This window comes from Marinobacter sp., from assembly GCF_965229985.1.
GTDB lineage: Bacteria > Pseudomonadota > Gammaproteobacteria > Pseudomonadales > Oleiphilaceae > Marinobacter.
Map to the genome: position 1 here is coordinate 692,133 of NZ_OZ245935.1, position 13,583 is coordinate 705,715.

15 protein-coding genes are annotated in these 13,583 nt (G+C 51.7%); 10 read left to right on the forward strand and 5 right to left on the reverse strand.

From position 1 onward, the window contains the following. Nucleotides 1-289 precede the first annotated feature (289 nt). Nucleotides 290-592: a hypothetical protein gene (locus ACO06L_RS03155; RefSeq protein WP_227716158.1), complete on the forward strand. Its 303-nt coding sequence runs from the start codon at nt 290-292 to the stop codon at nt 590-592. Nucleotides 593-682: 90 nt separating this feature from the next. On the opposite strand, the gene ACO06L_RS03160 is transcribed toward ACO06L_RS03155, so the two are convergent. Further along, entirely contained in the window at nt 683-1,303 is a 621-nt protein-coding gene (locus tag ACO06L_RS03160) for a carboxymuconolactone decarboxylase family protein (protein WP_227716680.1), read from the reverse strand. A 56-nt stretch (nt 1,304-1,359) separates the two neighbouring features. On the opposite strand from ACO06L_RS03160, the gene ACO06L_RS03165 reads away from it, so the two are divergent. Then, nucleotides 1,360-2,274 carry a LysR family transcriptional regulator gene (locus tag ACO06L_RS03165; protein WP_227716159.1) on the forward strand — a complete coding sequence of 305 codons (915 nt, stop codon included), beginning with the start codon at nt 1,360-1,362 and terminating at the stop codon, nt 2,272-2,274. Between the two features lie 24 nt (nt 2,275-2,298). Here the strand turns inward: ACO06L_RS03165 and ACO06L_RS03170 are convergent, their stop codons facing one another. Continuing rightward, entirely contained in the window at nt 2,299-2,910 is a 612-nt protein-coding gene (locus ACO06L_RS03170) for an NADPH-dependent FMN reductase (RefSeq protein ID WP_227716160.1), read from the reverse strand. Beyond that, complete coding sequence (locus ACO06L_RS03175; protein ID WP_202348613.1) at nt 2,903-3,775, reverse strand: pirin family protein; 873 nt, start codon at nt 3,773-3,775, stop codon at nt 2,903-2,905. Before ACO06L_RS03175 ends, ACO06L_RS03170 begins: the two co-directional genes overlap by 8 nt. Nucleotides 3,776-3,880: 105 nt before the next feature. Here ACO06L_RS03175 and ACO06L_RS03180 point away from each other — a divergent pair, with 105 nt between their 5' ends. Further along, entirely contained in the window at nt 3,881-4,801 is a 921-nt protein-coding gene (locus ACO06L_RS03180) for a LysR substrate-binding domain-containing protein (RefSeq protein ID WP_202348612.1), read from the forward strand. A gap of 96 nt (nt 4,802-4,897) precedes the next feature. On the opposite strand, the gene ACO06L_RS03185 is transcribed toward ACO06L_RS03180, so the two are convergent. Next, nucleotides 4,898-5,815 (reverse strand): META domain-containing protein, encoded by a 918-nt coding sequence (locus ACO06L_RS03185; RefSeq protein WP_336143669.1) that lies wholly within the window; start codon nt 5,813-5,815, stop codon nt 4,898-4,900. A 115-nt stretch (nt 5,816-5,930) separates the two neighbouring features. Next, nucleotides 5,931-8,294: a DUF1254 domain-containing protein gene (locus ACO06L_RS03190; protein WP_202348610.1), complete on the reverse strand. Its 2,364-nt coding sequence runs from the start codon at nt 8,292-8,294 to the stop codon at nt 5,931-5,933. Between the two features lie 245 nt (nt 8,295-8,539). Here ACO06L_RS03190 and ACO06L_RS03195 point away from each other — a divergent pair, with 245 nt between their 5' ends. The 7 genes from ACO06L_RS03195 to ACO06L_RS03225 all read left to right on the forward strand — a co-directional run bounded on the left by ACO06L_RS03195 (nt 8,540) and on the right by ACO06L_RS03225 (nt 13,349). Beyond that, a complete protein-coding gene (locus ACO06L_RS03195; protein ID WP_202348609.1) occupies nt 8,540-9,499 on the forward strand; it encodes an AraC family transcriptional regulator in 960 nt (319 codons plus the stop codon). A gap of 204 nt (nt 9,500-9,703) precedes the next feature. Continuing rightward, nucleotides 9,704-10,015, forward strand: a complete 312-nt coding sequence (locus ACO06L_RS03200) for a helix-turn-helix domain-containing protein (protein ID WP_227716163.1) — start codon at nt 9,704-9,706, stop codon at nt 10,013-10,015. Nucleotides 10,016-10,117: 102 nt separating this feature from the next. Then, nucleotides 10,118-10,894 (forward strand): hypothetical protein, encoded by a 777-nt coding sequence (locus ACO06L_RS03205; protein ID WP_202348607.1) that lies wholly within the window; start codon nt 10,118-10,120, stop codon nt 10,892-10,894. Between the two features lie 79 nt (nt 10,895-10,973). Next, nucleotides 10,974-11,552 (forward strand): hypothetical protein, encoded by a 579-nt coding sequence (locus tag ACO06L_RS03210; protein WP_202348606.1) that lies wholly within the window; start codon nt 10,974-10,976, stop codon nt 11,550-11,552. A gap of 18 nt (nt 11,553-11,570) precedes the next feature. Next, complete coding sequence (locus ACO06L_RS03215; RefSeq protein ID WP_202348605.1) at nt 11,571-12,356, forward strand: hypothetical protein; 786 nt, start codon at nt 11,571-11,573, stop codon at nt 12,354-12,356. A 48-nt stretch (nt 12,357-12,404) separates the two neighbouring features. Next, nucleotides 12,405-13,007, forward strand: coding sequence for a hypothetical protein (locus tag ACO06L_RS03220; RefSeq protein ID WP_202348604.1), 603 nt, complete (start codon nt 12,405-12,407; stop codon nt 13,005-13,007). Between the two features lie 87 nt (nt 13,008-13,094). Further along, nucleotides 13,095-13,349, forward strand: coding sequence for a hypothetical protein (locus tag ACO06L_RS03225; RefSeq protein ID WP_202348603.1), 255 nt, complete (start codon nt 13,095-13,097; stop codon nt 13,347-13,349). Nucleotides 13,350-13,583 lie beyond the last annotated feature (234 nt).

A 13,583-nucleotide genomic window follows, 5' to 3' on the forward strand; every position in this document is an offset into this window, starting at 1 on the left:
TGCTTAATTTAAAATTAACCATAAACAGAATGGAGATAATGCCAAAACTACCTCCGCCCGATCGAAATTGTTGTCCCGGCAGAATACCAATACTACCTGGTTGCACCGGAAGCGAAATTTCGCACGGACAAGATTCGTGCTTTTGTATCGTGGATTATCGGCGAAGTAGGTTCTTAATCACTCATAGTCATTTTGGCTAGCAAGGCCATTCGGGAAGCTTTTCTGTAACAACATGGCTGCTCTGATCGTCAAAGAAATGACCATCGTTGATTAGGTTCGGGAGGGCGCCATGAACGGTTCGACTCAGCTATCGCAAGGAAATTACCTACCGACAGAGGGAATGAAGGGGCTTTTGCGTCGGTGGTTTTATCTGAAATTCGTTCAGAAAAAGAGCACCGTTGAATTGATGGCCACAGCCTCTGATCTTCGAAATAAAAGCGCGTTGAGTATTGTGGCGTTGCTGGATGTTGACGAGCAAATGATATCTCAAGTGGTAGATAAGAAAAGGCTCATTTTTGTTCAGAACTGCCACGCGTATCTAAAGGGCGCAGTAAATCCTGCTGGCTTGGATTCCGGCTTTTTAAACGACTGATATCTCAAACTGCCTTGAGTTTTTTACAGCCTGGTACCTATGAAATGGAGATCAAGGTGGTGCCTCTTCACCACCGTGATCTCTATTTTGTTACTCCGACAGCGGCTTAACCGACGGAAAATCAATATCAGTCGCTAAAACCCGGTTGATATAGTTTGTCAGAACGTTGAGGGCTACATTGCCAATGATTTCGACCAACTCGGCGTCGCTGTATCCGGCTGAGCGAACCTTTTGGACGTCGTCACTTGAAACATTTCCTCGCTCCTTTGTGATCTTTACCGCGAACTCGACTGCAACGACCGCTTTCTCCTCGTCTGAGCTTCCGCGTCTGGCAGCTTCAATTTCCTCAGAGCTGAGTTTTGCAACGTTTCTGCCCAGATAATCGTGAGCCGCGAGGCAGTAGTCGCAGTCGTTTATCTCCGCGACCGCCAACGCAATGCGTTCGCGTGTTTGGGCTGACAAAGAACCAGCGCTCAGGGCGCCGTTCAGCCCGAGATATCCTTCAAGGGTTTTGGGGCTATTCGAAATAATGCGGAATAGGTTTGGAACACTATCCAAGAGGCTGTTTACAGCTTCGAGCAATGATCGGGCGGCTTCGGGAGCTTCCGAAATTGAGGCTGGTGTTGGAATACGTGACATATCTTTTCTCCTGTTGATTTCGTTAAGGAGCATCGATAATAAAATTTCAAAAACAACAAATAATTGGTGCATAAAGCAATTCACTATTGCGTTTCATGAAAGGATTAATTCGGTAGGATTTCTGGCGTATGGACAAGATTGTATTGATGCGCATCTTCGTGGAAGCAGCCGAACGCGAAAGCTTCGTAGGGGCTGGCCAAAGGCTGGATATGTCGGCACCGACTGTTACTCGTGCAATTGCCCAGTTGGAGGCTTCGTTAGGCGTTCGCTTATTCAACCGCACCACCAGGCGTGTCCGTTTGACCGAGTCTGGAAACCGCTACTATCAGGATGCAAAGAGAATTCTGGAGGAAATCGAGGAGGTTGAGTCGGCGCTAGTGGGGGTTTACAGGGAGCCAAAGGGCGTTTTGTCTGTGACCGCGCCTGTGCTGTTTGGGAGAAAATACATTGTTCCCATCCTTGTTGAGTTCCTCGACAGACACTCGGAAATCCAGGTGAAGGCTGTTTTCTACGATCGAGTGAGTAATATTCTCGATGAGGGCCTGGATGTGGCAATCCGTATCGGCAACCTGAAAGACTCCAGCCAGTTCGCTGTCAGGGTTGGGAATGTCCAAAAGGTAGTGTGTGGCTCTCCGGATTATTTAAGCAAACATGGCATGCCAAACCATCCTGCTGACCTTGCTGATCATCGGATTATCCAATCTTCTGCGGTGGAATCATCGACGAACTGGTGGTTTGAGTCATCAGAGGGCAAGACTTCTGTACGAGTCTCGCCGCGCCTCCAATTTAATCAGAATGACTCTGCAATCTCTGCAGTAAAGAGTGGCTACGGAATTACGCGGCTAATGTCATATCAAGTGGGAGAGGAATTCCAAAGCGGTTCGTTAGTACGAATTCTCCAGGAACACGAAGCCGAACCCATACCGATAAATATTGTTTACCTTGAGGGGTTGAGAGCTAGTGCCAAAATTCGTTCATTCGTAGATTTGGCAAAAGAACGACTTCAGAATAATCCTCTGATCAACCATCAAATGAAACCGTGAATTCAGTGTCCAAGCTGAGGCTCGTTAGGTGGTCTGGGGTTCAAAGGCACCCAATACCTGTTCAAGCTTTTCAACGAGATCACTATTCGTCAGCTCGCCGCGATCGACATCGAAGTTATCGAAAAAGCTTGGAATACTGAGACTGCCAACGACCTTCCCATTAAAAAAGGGAGCAGCGGTTTCAGCAAGCTTCAACACGGTGTGTCCGCCACCTGGCCCCGGAGAAGTGGCGAGCATAACGATCGGCTTGTCACGGTAGACGTGTCGGCCAATTCGGCTCATCCAATCGAAGAGGTTTTTAAACGCTACAGTGAAATTGCCATTGTGTTCGGCAAAGGAAACAAGAATCGCGTCCGCTTGTTCGATTTTGGTCTGGAAGGCGTGGGCGCACTTTGGAATGCCGTACTGCTCTTCCAGGTCGATACTGTAGATCGGCAAGTCAAAATCATTAATCTCAACATAATCGATCTCCGCATTCGCCAGCTTGTTCGCGGCGTATTTCACGAGTTGTCTGTTGATGGATTTGCGACTGTTGGTCGCTGCAAACGTTAAAACTTTCATGTTCAGTCCCTCGACAGGGTTAATGATTGATGGAATAGCTGTGCCGCTGGGGAAGGGGATTTCTCCCTCACTCAAGGTGCCCCAACTCACCCGCGTTATAGCGAGCAACCACTTCATCGATTTCTTGTTGGGTGCTCATTGCAAACGGCCCGTGTTGAACGAAACGTTCATTGATGGTCTCACCGCAAAGCACCGCGAAATGGCTTCTTGTAGGAGACTTTCCTCGCACTGTGACTGCCTCGCCCTCTGCACCATTAATCGCGCTGGACTCTCCCTGGTGGAGAGTGAACCATTCGCCGCGCACCTGATATTCGATGCCGCCTTCAACTGAATAGATCCAGGCATTAAAACCCGTTTGAATGCGGTGTTCGAATACAGAGGTTTTGTCTACAAAACCATCCAGGATGGTGACGGGCCACACCGACGCTGCGTCTGTCTCGACCCCATTGCTTTGGCCAAGAACCAGCCGCACACTGTAGCCTTGCCCCTTCAAGGTCGGCATGTCTTCTCGCTTCACATGCAGGGAGCTCGGCGCCTGGCGCTTCATGCGTGCGGGCAAGTTAACGAAAATCTGCAGTCCATGAATCGTGGCGCCTTTACGCGGTGACTCGTCGTGAATGGCACCGCTGCCCGCAGTCAGCCAGTAAAGGTCGCCAGGGTTAATGTCGAAGTCATTCCCGAGCGAATCGCGGTTGTTGAATCTACCTTCCGTATCTTCAAACAAAACGGTGACCGCCGAGAGGCCCGCGTGAGGGTGGGCACCAAAGGTCGGTACCGTCATGGTGTAGTGATCCACCATGATGAAGGGATCCATCGCCCCATAGAACTGCCCGTGACGAAAACCCACACCCGTGAACCCCGCGCCCACACTCAGTGGGCTTCCCGTTACTGGGGCAAGAGCTGTCATCGAGTCATATTGTTGAGCAACTTGAAGAGTCATTGTTTTTCTCCGTTCCATTTCTGGTTTGAATAAAAGTTAGCAGCTTGGTATTTGAATAAAAATGGCTAAAATCTGAACTATTCGTTCCATATTTAGGACGCAGAGATGAACATTGACCTGAACGACTACTTCTATTTCGTGCATGTCGTTGAAAAGAAGGGATACACCGCAGCGGCAAAGGCATTGGACATGCCCAAGTCGCGATTGAGCCGTCATGTTGCTCAGTTGGAAGACCGCCTCGGTGTGAGACTGCTTCAGAGAAGCTCCCGTTACGTCGCGGTAACCGAAGAAGGGAAGAGCTTCTACCAGCATGCCCGAAAGCTGGTTGATCACTTCGAACTGACGGAAGCAGCAATGGACAATAAAAGTGGAAACCTTTCAGGAAAGGTTGTGATCAGCTGTTCGCTGGGTGTGGCGCAATTCGTTCTGTTCGATATCGTGACTGATTTTGCTAGGCAGCATCCCAAAGTGCTTATCGAACAACGCGTCACCAACTCCATGGTCGACTTGATTACTGAAGGAGTAGACATCGCCATTCGGGGGCACAGTGGCGAATTGCCTGATTCGAGCTTGATCCAGCGGTTTATCGCCAATGTGGAATGGCAGCTTTATTGCTCGCCCGGCTATCTGGAGCAGCTAGAACAACTGGAAACACCGTATGATTTAGCCAGTTGTCGTTTTTTAAAGGTGGGAAGAGCTGGCGCGAAAGAGGCGATTCCCTTACAGCACAAAGACGGCCTCCGAACCCATCAGAATACCCATATCGCGCTTTGCTCAGAGGATATGTCGACAATCAGGCAAGCCGCGATCGATGGCCTGGGCGTTACTGCATTGCCTGATTACGTCTGCAGAGCAGCCGTGCAAGCCGGCCAGCTCATTCGGGTATTGCCAGACTGGATATCCCAATCCGCAAGCCTCAGCCTGTTGATGCCATCACGGTTGGGTGTGCCACCACATACAAAAGCCGTTGCGGAGTTCATTCGTGAGAGACTGCCAGTAGCTTTAGCGCCAGCAATCCAAGAATAGCCCGAGCTACATTGTTGGCGGATGGATGAACACGCATTGTACTTAATTCAGCGTCCGGATTGCGGGTATCGAAGCCGTCGCTATCTGTACAACGCGTTATCGGAATATGGCAGTTCCGCCATCGAGCTTGAGATCAAAGATTAATTCGCCACGCGAGGTGAAATGATAGAGCTGAATATTGTTAAGAAGCGCGAGAAATTCGGCCTCCTGTGACCCTTCACAAAACATCCTTGTCGCGGCAATTTTCCCGAACGAAATGGATTTGCCAACAGCCACATAACCACCACTGATTTGATTACAGTCGGTTGTCGCCGAAAAGCGGCCGTCTTCAGTAAAAGAGAGGGTGAATATGTCAGGTTGACTGGGTTCGATCTGACGCCCGTCGCTGTATAGCGCAGAAAACCAGGTCCAATCCTTCATAGTGAGGGACATGCGAGCCGGATCGGCCTCGCCCTCAAAGTCTTGCTCCACCACTCCAAAGCTGAGAGAGTCGGGATCAAGCTTAAGCAAAACATTTTTGCCTATTGACGGCTGCGATGACATTGGCTCGCCCGGAGCGCGGTCAGCGAAGCTCACGACGATGACATTCTTGTGGCGAGGATCCTGGCTGAGTTCTGTCGTCTGTGGCGCGACGCGATCGCCAAGCAGATAGCCCTGTGAGCCAAGATATCCATCCGCAGTATTTAGCGCTGCCACGACGTAGAAGAACGTGCCTGAGCCGTCTGATTCCTGGGTGAGCAGAAAAACAACATCAGCACGGCCATCACCATCCAGATCAGTCGTGACTTCATTGCCGAAGTGTCGAGTAGTGGTCTTCGATGCGGATTTAGAAGCTGATGCGGTCTCAGCAAAGCCATCATGCAGCGTTACACGCGTCCCGTCGATGACATACTCGGCATCCTTGTAATGGACCGAAGGTGTGGCATGCCTCTCGTTGTGTATGCTGGCATTACAACCAACGAGGCCTGTAATCATTACTGCTGGAATTCCGAGTGCAATGATAAAAAAGTTCATGATGGTTGGCATATATGGGTTAGCGGCGAAATGCCGTAGAGACTTTCGGTGTTGGCGGCAAGGAACAGTGACGAAGAGTCCATCAGTTGTTCCATGACCGCCGTATCTTTCAGATCTATTTCACAGGTGTCGGATCAGGAAATGACCAACTGCCGTCGAGGAGAGCCTGACGCGGTTGATAGAGGCGCACGAGGTAATTCCACCCATTGGTAATGGGTATGCAGTTCACCCGACCGTCGTCGCAACCACCAAAGAATACTGTAACCCCTCCGTTTGGATCAGGTGTCGCCGTTAAGTTGTTGATCGAATTGATCCCGAGGTCGTTCGCTTCCATGAAGCCGTCCTTGTTGTAGACAGTAATTGAAAAAAACCCATCAACAGGGACGTCTTTGACATACAGTCTGTGGTTCACCGAGCCATCGTTTTGATCGGGATAGGCGTTGATGTAGATTGCGTCCTTCTTCGGGTTGCCCCCGAAGCCAAACGCCGTTCCAAGAAGATGGTAGATCGGATTGAGTTTGTCTTTTTCCCCAAACATGACAGACGTGTCGCTAAGGGTGGCAGATAGGATATTGAGCGCGTCACGCACTGTAGCCAGTGACTCTTCGTCCCAGTCCGGGACCTCCAACGCGCCCGCGTCTGCCTGTTGCACCGTTATCTGATCCTGCAAAGCGTTCGCCTGGAGGACGTCATCGGGGTCATTCGCAATCACAAGGGTCCGGAAAACCACCGCGAGATAACGAGTTCCGATCTGCTCCTGGGTGAACGTGTAAGTGCCCGCTTCATAGATCGCAGGCAGAATCGAGTGATCCTGATTAATCAGCAGCATTGATTGCCAGCGGTCGGTGTCTGGCTTGGTAATGGTGAGTGGGGTTGTTAAATCGAAGATCCCGATAGAATACAGGGTGTCCTGATTCATACGGATAACATCTTGTTTATCCAATGGCGTCGGCTGACGGATATGGACCAGTTTTCCAAATCCGCCAACAGCTTCATAACGCTTAAAGTACGTATCCGCCTCAGCGCGAACGAAGTTGTCGACGGTTACCTTTTCGCTGTCCTGTTTCACCATTTCCAGTTTCGGAGCGGTCCACGTACCATCCAGAGCAGCCGCTTCTGGCCAATAGATGCGCAGATAGGCTGAGAATGGTCCCTTGGGCGCAGGAAGCCAGTTGGACTCTAGATCCTTGCCGGGTGACTCGTGCTGGATGTAGAGCGTGAGGCCGCCATCGGTATCCATTTTCAGCTTCGGCAGCATCGGCGAATTGATGAGGTAGCGGTCGATAGGATTGGCCACCAGCAAGCTCTCAGGCAACTGATACATGGTGAGCGACCAGAACGCATGCGCGGGTGGCAGTTGGCCCTTAGGGAAATGCAGAGTATATCGGTTAGCGCCATCGAGCTTTTGGCCGCTAGCGTCAGTAAAATAAATAGGATACATCGCTTCCTGTTTTGAATTCCCCCAGATGCCAATGGTTGCGAGCCAGCGATAGAAGTAATTGTTGTTCATGGATTCGCGCGTACCGAAGACATCGCCGGCGGTAATTTTACCTTCCGCCAATAACTTCGCGCCGCCCGCAAATTCTTTCCAGGCGTCGCCGATGCCTGCCTCGAAGGCTTTCTTCATTTCAGGGGAAAGCTTTGTGGGATCAAAGGTCTTTCCGGCGCCGATGCCAATCTTGGCGAACCTTTCCATGAGTTCCTTCTCGGACGGAACAGTCGGACTGAATTGCAGGACGAAATTCAGGATATTGAAAACCTCGAGCGAGCTTTTCTGTTCTTCCTGGCTGATCGGCTTGATGAAGTCGATGGCCGGTGCGGGGGTGGGCGCGGGCTGGCCGAGGAACTGGCTCAAGGGCTGCACCTTGTACTCCGACTGAATTCTCTTCACGTTGTCGAGGTCGGTCGGATCGAAAAGCTGGGTGCGGTAGATAAGGGTGTTTATCTCGGTCTCTGACTGGATGACCTCCTTGATTCCCTGCGGTTTCTCGCCCTTCCAATTCGGGCCAGCCAGCATGATGCTACCCGCTTCGTTACCGGTGGTTCGGCTGCCGGCATAAGCAAAGTTGAACGTATAGGCGTCGATGAACTGAATCGAATAATAGCGACCTTCCGGAATTTCCGGGACCGTCAGAACGAGCGGTTCGGCGCGAAGGTCTGCACCGAGAAAGGAATACGGCGTGTCGGAATTGGGCGTTTGGACGGCCTTGTCCTCCGGGGTGTAGACGCGCGGGATGTTGTGGATCTCATTCCACTGTCCCTTATATTCGGGGTCGGTCTTGTCAACGAAGTAGCCGTATTGGATGCGGTAGCCGTCCACCATGGGGTAGCCGTAGATATAGGCTTCCTTGGCGATAGCGCGTGCTTCCGCTGGCGTTACAGCGGGTGCAGCAGCGCTGGCAGCCCCGGCCGGCAACAAGACCAACGCAAACACGCTCGCAATGGTGAGTTTGAACGTGGCGTGAACAGATGTTTTCACAGCAATTGCTCCTGCTTGATGTCCATTTTTTCGCGTGTGCGAACCGGTGACTTGTTTAAAGCTCCTTCTTAATCATCACCGGTGCGTCTTTCAGGCGCTATCAGTTATGCGCAAGACACGGAGGGCCCAGGGCCGTGTGGGTAGGGAGGATATGCGCTGCATTTATTATTGAGAGGTTTCTTGCGGTGGGGTCACAGCGGGCTTAATCTTAACTATGTCTATCGAGAAATCGCAGGGAGCGATCCATGGACGCGACACGTGGTATTTCAGGGAACCATTACCAGCCTCCGGTGTTTCATGATCTGGACGAGGTTAACCATGCCATCAGCGGTTCGAACCTGGAATTTATCCAACTGAAGTCTGGCAATCTCGACGTCGCGCTTGATCAGATGTCACTGGGCGACCTTTCAATCGATGTCGGTGCAGTCAACCTGCCCATCCGTGTGATGGGCGAACTGGACCCCGGGCGATTCAGTATTGGTGTCTTCACAAGAGGCGCTCAGGCCACCTGGAACGGCAATCACGTCGATGACTCGCAATTGTTAGTGTTCCCACCTGGCAAGGAGCTTAGTGGCTATGCTTCGACAATGTACGGGTGGACATCTCTTATCATTCCTCCCGCGTGGATTGATGTAATCGAACAATCCACTTCTCGGACGAACATAACCCAGGTGGCTTCCTGCATCACCACTCGTCCCGCCCCCGAAACGCTTGCGGAGCTAAAACAGGCCATCTCAAACGTATTTCGACTAACAGAGAGCCCGTTGGCTGGCCCAGCGGAAGAGTGGTTGGTGACCGATCTCCGCAATATGCTGGGTGCCGTTCTGAGCGCCATGGATGTCCCTCCGGCGAAAGTCAGTTCTCAGGCCAGGGGGCATTTCATTGTCGCGAAGCGAGCCGAACGTTATATGCGCGAGAGAACCGAAGAGCCGTTGAGCATCGATGTCTTATGCGTTGCGATGAATGTTAGCCGTCGATACCTGGAATATGCATTCGCCGATGCCTTCGGTACGAGCCCGTCCCGCTATCTACGCCTGATGCGGCTTCACCAGGTACGCAGCAGACTTAAGGCGTCACGTGGCCAAACCACAGTCACAAACGAGGCGCTCAGGTTGGGCTTCAGCCACCTGAGCCTGTTTGCTACCCAGTACAAGAATGCCTTTGGTGAGTGCCCGAGCCAGACGCTTGCTCGGGCGACCCGATAGTCACCGTACGCCTGATATACAATTTCCTCCCGCCAACCCGCATCCATGCGGAATCACGATAGCGCAGCCGTCTCTCACCGCAATAGAATCCACTCTTACGCAATCTGGCGTCTAAGGGTGTTCTCGATTATTCAGACCATGCAAATCAAGAGATCGACTCATCAAAGCAGACTGGATGAAGCGCTTGCCTACATCGCACGACATATGAAAGAAAGAATCCAACTCGGTCATCTTTCTGAAGCGTCTGGTGTAAGCAAGCGAACGCTCGGCTATCTTTTTCTACACACCTACGGCATCACACCAATGGCCTTCTTGAAACGGGAGCGACTGAGGAAAGCCAGGATGCTACTCCAGCATGCCGACCCCTCCACGACCACAGTTACGAGTATCGCCCGAGAATGCGGCTTCCAACACATGGGCCAGTTCTCGCTCGACTACAAGCGGCTGTTCGGAGAATCACCTTCCGCCACCTTGCACCAGAGCCTGACAGGTGAGGGGAGCCCGGAGCGTTCGTAATCGACGGGCGGCGCGACCGTTCGGAAACGCTATGCGTTTTCTTGATAGCGACCGGACAGCTATAGGGGAATAGTGAAGCTATGAACGTGGAGGAGGGATCACATGCGCGTCATTTCGTTTTTTATATTTCTGATTATCACGAGCACGGCGATCGCTGAAGAAGACCCGAGATTTAGCATAAGCATCGGTGCTTTTTTTACAGATCGTGAAAGCCAAACGAGAGTGGATGGAGAATCTGGCCGGGGAACGGACGTCGACCTGGAGGACGACCTTGGACTCGAGAAGTCGGATACGGTGTTCCGTGTCGATGCCTACTGGAGATTTGCCGAAAAGCATCGATTCGATTTCAGTGCGTTCGATCTGTCCCGCTCTTCATCAAAACAGATTGAGAGGGAAATCATCTGGGAGGACACAACTTACCCTATCAGCAGCACTGTAGAGACAAAGATGGACCTGGCCATCTATAAGCTGGGATACACCTGGATGTTTCTGAAACGGGATCGCAGCTTTCTTGGCGCCACTGCTGGCCTGTACATAGCAGACATGAGCGCGACTCTCTCTGGCTCTGGCGGCGGCAGTGTCGAATCGAATGACCTGACAGCACCATTGCCAGTAATCGGTCTTCGCGGCGAACACCGCTTTGCTGAGCGATGGGCTATCCGCGGCAGTGGAGAAATTTTTGCCGTTGACTACGGAGACTATGAGGGATCGCTTTACGACGTCTTTGTCGGTCTCGATTTCAGCGTGACTAAAGCCATTGCGATTGGCGTTGGTATTAATGCTGTTGAACTCGACGTTGCGGTCTCAAAAAGCAGTTTTCAGGGAGACTTGAACTGGCAATACGAGGGTGCGCTGGCTTATCTCAAATTTGATTTTTAGGTGCGAATACCTCCTTTAACGATTTTCAACAGGAGTAATTCCTCATGCACGTACGCAGACAGCTCTCGATTCTCGTCATATGTTCGATCGTCTGGTCGCTGGACCGCCCACGATGAGTTTTGTGCAGAAGCTGATGCACGAGATCCGGGAAGTGGCAGTGACAACGCTGTACTTTGCTGTCTGGATTGGCCTGCTGATGGTGCTCAAAGTTCTGGTACTGGCGGAATATCAGATCGAGTTTAAAGGCCTGTCGTTGGTGCTGGTTGGCGCAATGGTCCTCGCCAAGGTCGTGCTTGTGCTGGAGCATGTTCCGTTGGGCAGTTTGACGCGCAAACAACCAGCCTGGGTGGATGTCCTGGTGCGCACGGCCCTCTACAGTCTGGGTGTATTTGTTGTGCTGGTGCTTGAGAAGGCCTTTGAAGGCAGGCACGAGCATGGCGGCTTTGGTCCGTCGTTGATGTCGTTGTTCCAGCGAGCCGATGCGGACCATGTCTGGGCAAATGCTATTGCTCTCTGTGGCGCGCTACTTGTGTACAACTGCTTTTATGTCGTGAAAAGACGCTTTGGGGCAGGGGAGATCGCCAGGCTTTTCTTATTACCCCTTCCGGAAGAACCCCGTGCCGGTGGGCTCAGCGCCAAAAACGCGGACAGCCCATGACCATATGGAGATAAGTCCATGCGCACCAACAAGCTATTTGCGATTCCGCTGGTCCTGTTGGGCTGCGGTGGAAGCCAGATCGCGTTTTCGGCCCCGAGTGATGCCTGGCAATACGAAGTCGCACCCTATTTGTTTGCAGCTGGTATGGACGGAAAAATCGGTATCCGCGGTGTCACCAGCGATGTGGATGCTTCCTTCAGTGACATAGCGGATAACCTGAACCAAGGTTTTATGGGCTTATTCACGGCAAGCAAGGGGCCATGGACCTACGGTCTTGAAGGCGTGTACATGAAGTTGTCCGATGAAGGTTCGGAGAGTGTGACCGGGCCTTTTGGTGATGTGGAGGTCGCTGGTGCTTTAAAAGTGTCTGGCAAAATGTACATCTATCAAGGATCAGTCGCGTTCCGGGTGCTGGACGAAACCACCGCTGTCGATCTGGTTGGAGCGGCGCGATACACGAAGCTGGAGACTGATGGCAGCGTTGCTATTACGACGAGCCCTGGCATCGTTTTTCCCGGTGGTGCCACGAGCGCCAGCGGCTCCGAGAGCTGGACCGATGTTGTGGTCGGCGTACGTGCATTACACCCGCTCAACAAACAATGGTCTTTGCTGGGTTATGCAGATGTCGGCGGCGGTGGTTCCGATCTGACCTATCAGTTCATGCTCGGCGCGAACTGGGAATTTGCCAGGAATTTCAACGCCAAGGTCGGTTATCGGCAACTCTATTGGGATTACAAAAACGAGGGAACCATATGGAACATAACCGCAAGCGGCCCATACCTGGGATTGGGCATGCGGTTCTAAAAAGACCCGTTATCACAAATACTGTTAATCAAAAATAAGGAAACCACAATGCACCGTTTGTTACTCATCAAGGTTTTGGCTTTATCTATAGTATCGTTGCCCGCTTTGGCACAGAAAGCCCCGCAGGAGCAATCGATCATTGAAAGTCGGGCAGGCAGCGCAACCCGCACCACCACCATCTCGGCTTCGGCAGTCGTCAAAGGTATCGAAAAAGAAACTCGAACACTGATGCTTGAACTTCCTGATGGAGACGTAATTGAAGTGGTGGCGGGCGAGGGTATTCGCAATTTTAATCAGATCGGCTTGAACGATGAGGTTGTTGTTGAGTACACGCAGTCGCTGTCGTTGACCTTACAAAAAGTCCGGTCGGACGACACGGACGTCACAATCGGTTCCGCTGCGGCGCGGGCCGAGCCCGGTATGAAGCCTGCTGGCGGGGTAGGGCAAATCGTTCAAGCCTTCGCCGATGTTGTGGCTGTTTCTCCTGAAAAAGGCACAATTACGCTTAAAGGCCCGCAGGGGCGAATATTTGAGCTTCTCGTGAATAATCCTGATCACTTCAAGGTAGTCAATGCCGGAGACCAGGTGTTGGTCACTTACACCGAGGCGGTGGCAGTTTCAGTCGAGCCTGCAAACCAGCCGGGCTCATGAGGCGCTGCCAAGTCCAACTGATGCATACACACCGACTGTTGCGCAGAACTGATAGCGGAACAATCAAGAGACTCGAATCCGGATGAGTTGGAAAAGCAGCACGCGGAAACTCGTGCCGATTTCCAGAATTTGATTATGGACGAGATCGATGACCCGGCGAGGGCTGAAAAGTTTGCGACTTTATCAGCTGAAAGGGAACAGTTGATCAGCCAACACGCAACTACAGTGCAGCACTACTCAAAAAGACTGAAGACTTTGAGCCGGGATTATTCAACCGAACGCGAAAACCTGGAAAACCTCATTCAGGAGTACAACGTTGAACGCCGCGCCGTAATCACATGACAGAAGATGAGTGGGCAGCAGCGGTTGCGCAAACTGCCGAATAATTAGCAGTTTCTGTGGGCATCCAATGGACGACCAAACAGAGTACTAAATTTTCGCGACCGTATATCAGTGACTTACCAGTCGAAATCCACACAAAGTGCTAAACAAACTTAAAGTGAATTCTGGAATAGCGAGCTGATTTTAGTTTCCATACAAAGAACTAAATTCGGCGGCCAGCTCTATATACCTAAG

What these genes read in the sequence shown, in the direction of transcription:
- ACO06L_RS03165 (WP_227716159.1), top strand. Translation starts at nt 1,360, where the DNA reads ATGGACAAGATTGTATTGATGCGCATCTTCGTGGAAGCAGCCGAACGC.
- ACO06L_RS03180 (WP_202348612.1), top strand. Translation starts at nt 3,881, where the DNA reads ATGAACATTGACCTGAACGACTACTTCTATTTCGTGCATGTCGTTGAA.
- ACO06L_RS03160 (WP_227716680.1), bottom strand. Translation starts at nt 1,303, where the DNA reads ATGCACCAATTATTTGTTGTTTTTGAAATTTTATTATCGATGCTCCTT.
- ACO06L_RS03210 (WP_202348606.1), top strand. Translation starts at nt 10,974, where the DNA reads ATGTTCGATCGTCTGGTCGCTGGACCGCCCACGATGAGTTTTGTGCAG.
- ACO06L_RS03205 (WP_202348607.1), top strand. Translation starts at nt 10,118, where the DNA reads ATGCGCGTCATTTCGTTTTTTATATTTCTGATTATCACGAGCACGGCG.
- ACO06L_RS03215 (WP_202348605.1), top strand. Translation starts at nt 11,571, where the DNA reads ATGCGCACCAACAAGCTATTTGCGATTCCGCTGGTCCTGTTGGGCTGC.
- ACO06L_RS03195 (WP_202348609.1), top strand. Translation starts at nt 8,540, where the DNA reads ATGGACGCGACACGTGGTATTTCAGGGAACCATTACCAGCCTCCGGTG.
- ACO06L_RS03175 (WP_202348613.1), bottom strand. Translation starts at nt 3,775, where the DNA reads ATGACTCTTCAAGTTGCTCAACAATATGACTCGATGACAGCTCTTGCC.
- ACO06L_RS03155 (WP_227716158.1), top strand. Translation starts at nt 290, where the DNA reads ATGAACGGTTCGACTCAGCTATCGCAAGGAAATTACCTACCGACAGAG.
- ACO06L_RS03185 (WP_336143669.1), bottom strand. Translation starts at nt 5,815, where the DNA reads ATGAACTTTTTTATCATTGCACTCGGAATTCCAGCAGTAATGATTACA.
- ACO06L_RS03200 (WP_227716163.1), top strand. Translation starts at nt 9,704, where the DNA reads ATGAAAGAAAGAATCCAACTCGGTCATCTTTCTGAAGCGTCTGGTGTA.
- ACO06L_RS03220 (WP_202348604.1), top strand. Translation starts at nt 12,405, where the DNA reads ATGCACCGTTTGTTACTCATCAAGGTTTTGGCTTTATCTATAGTATCG.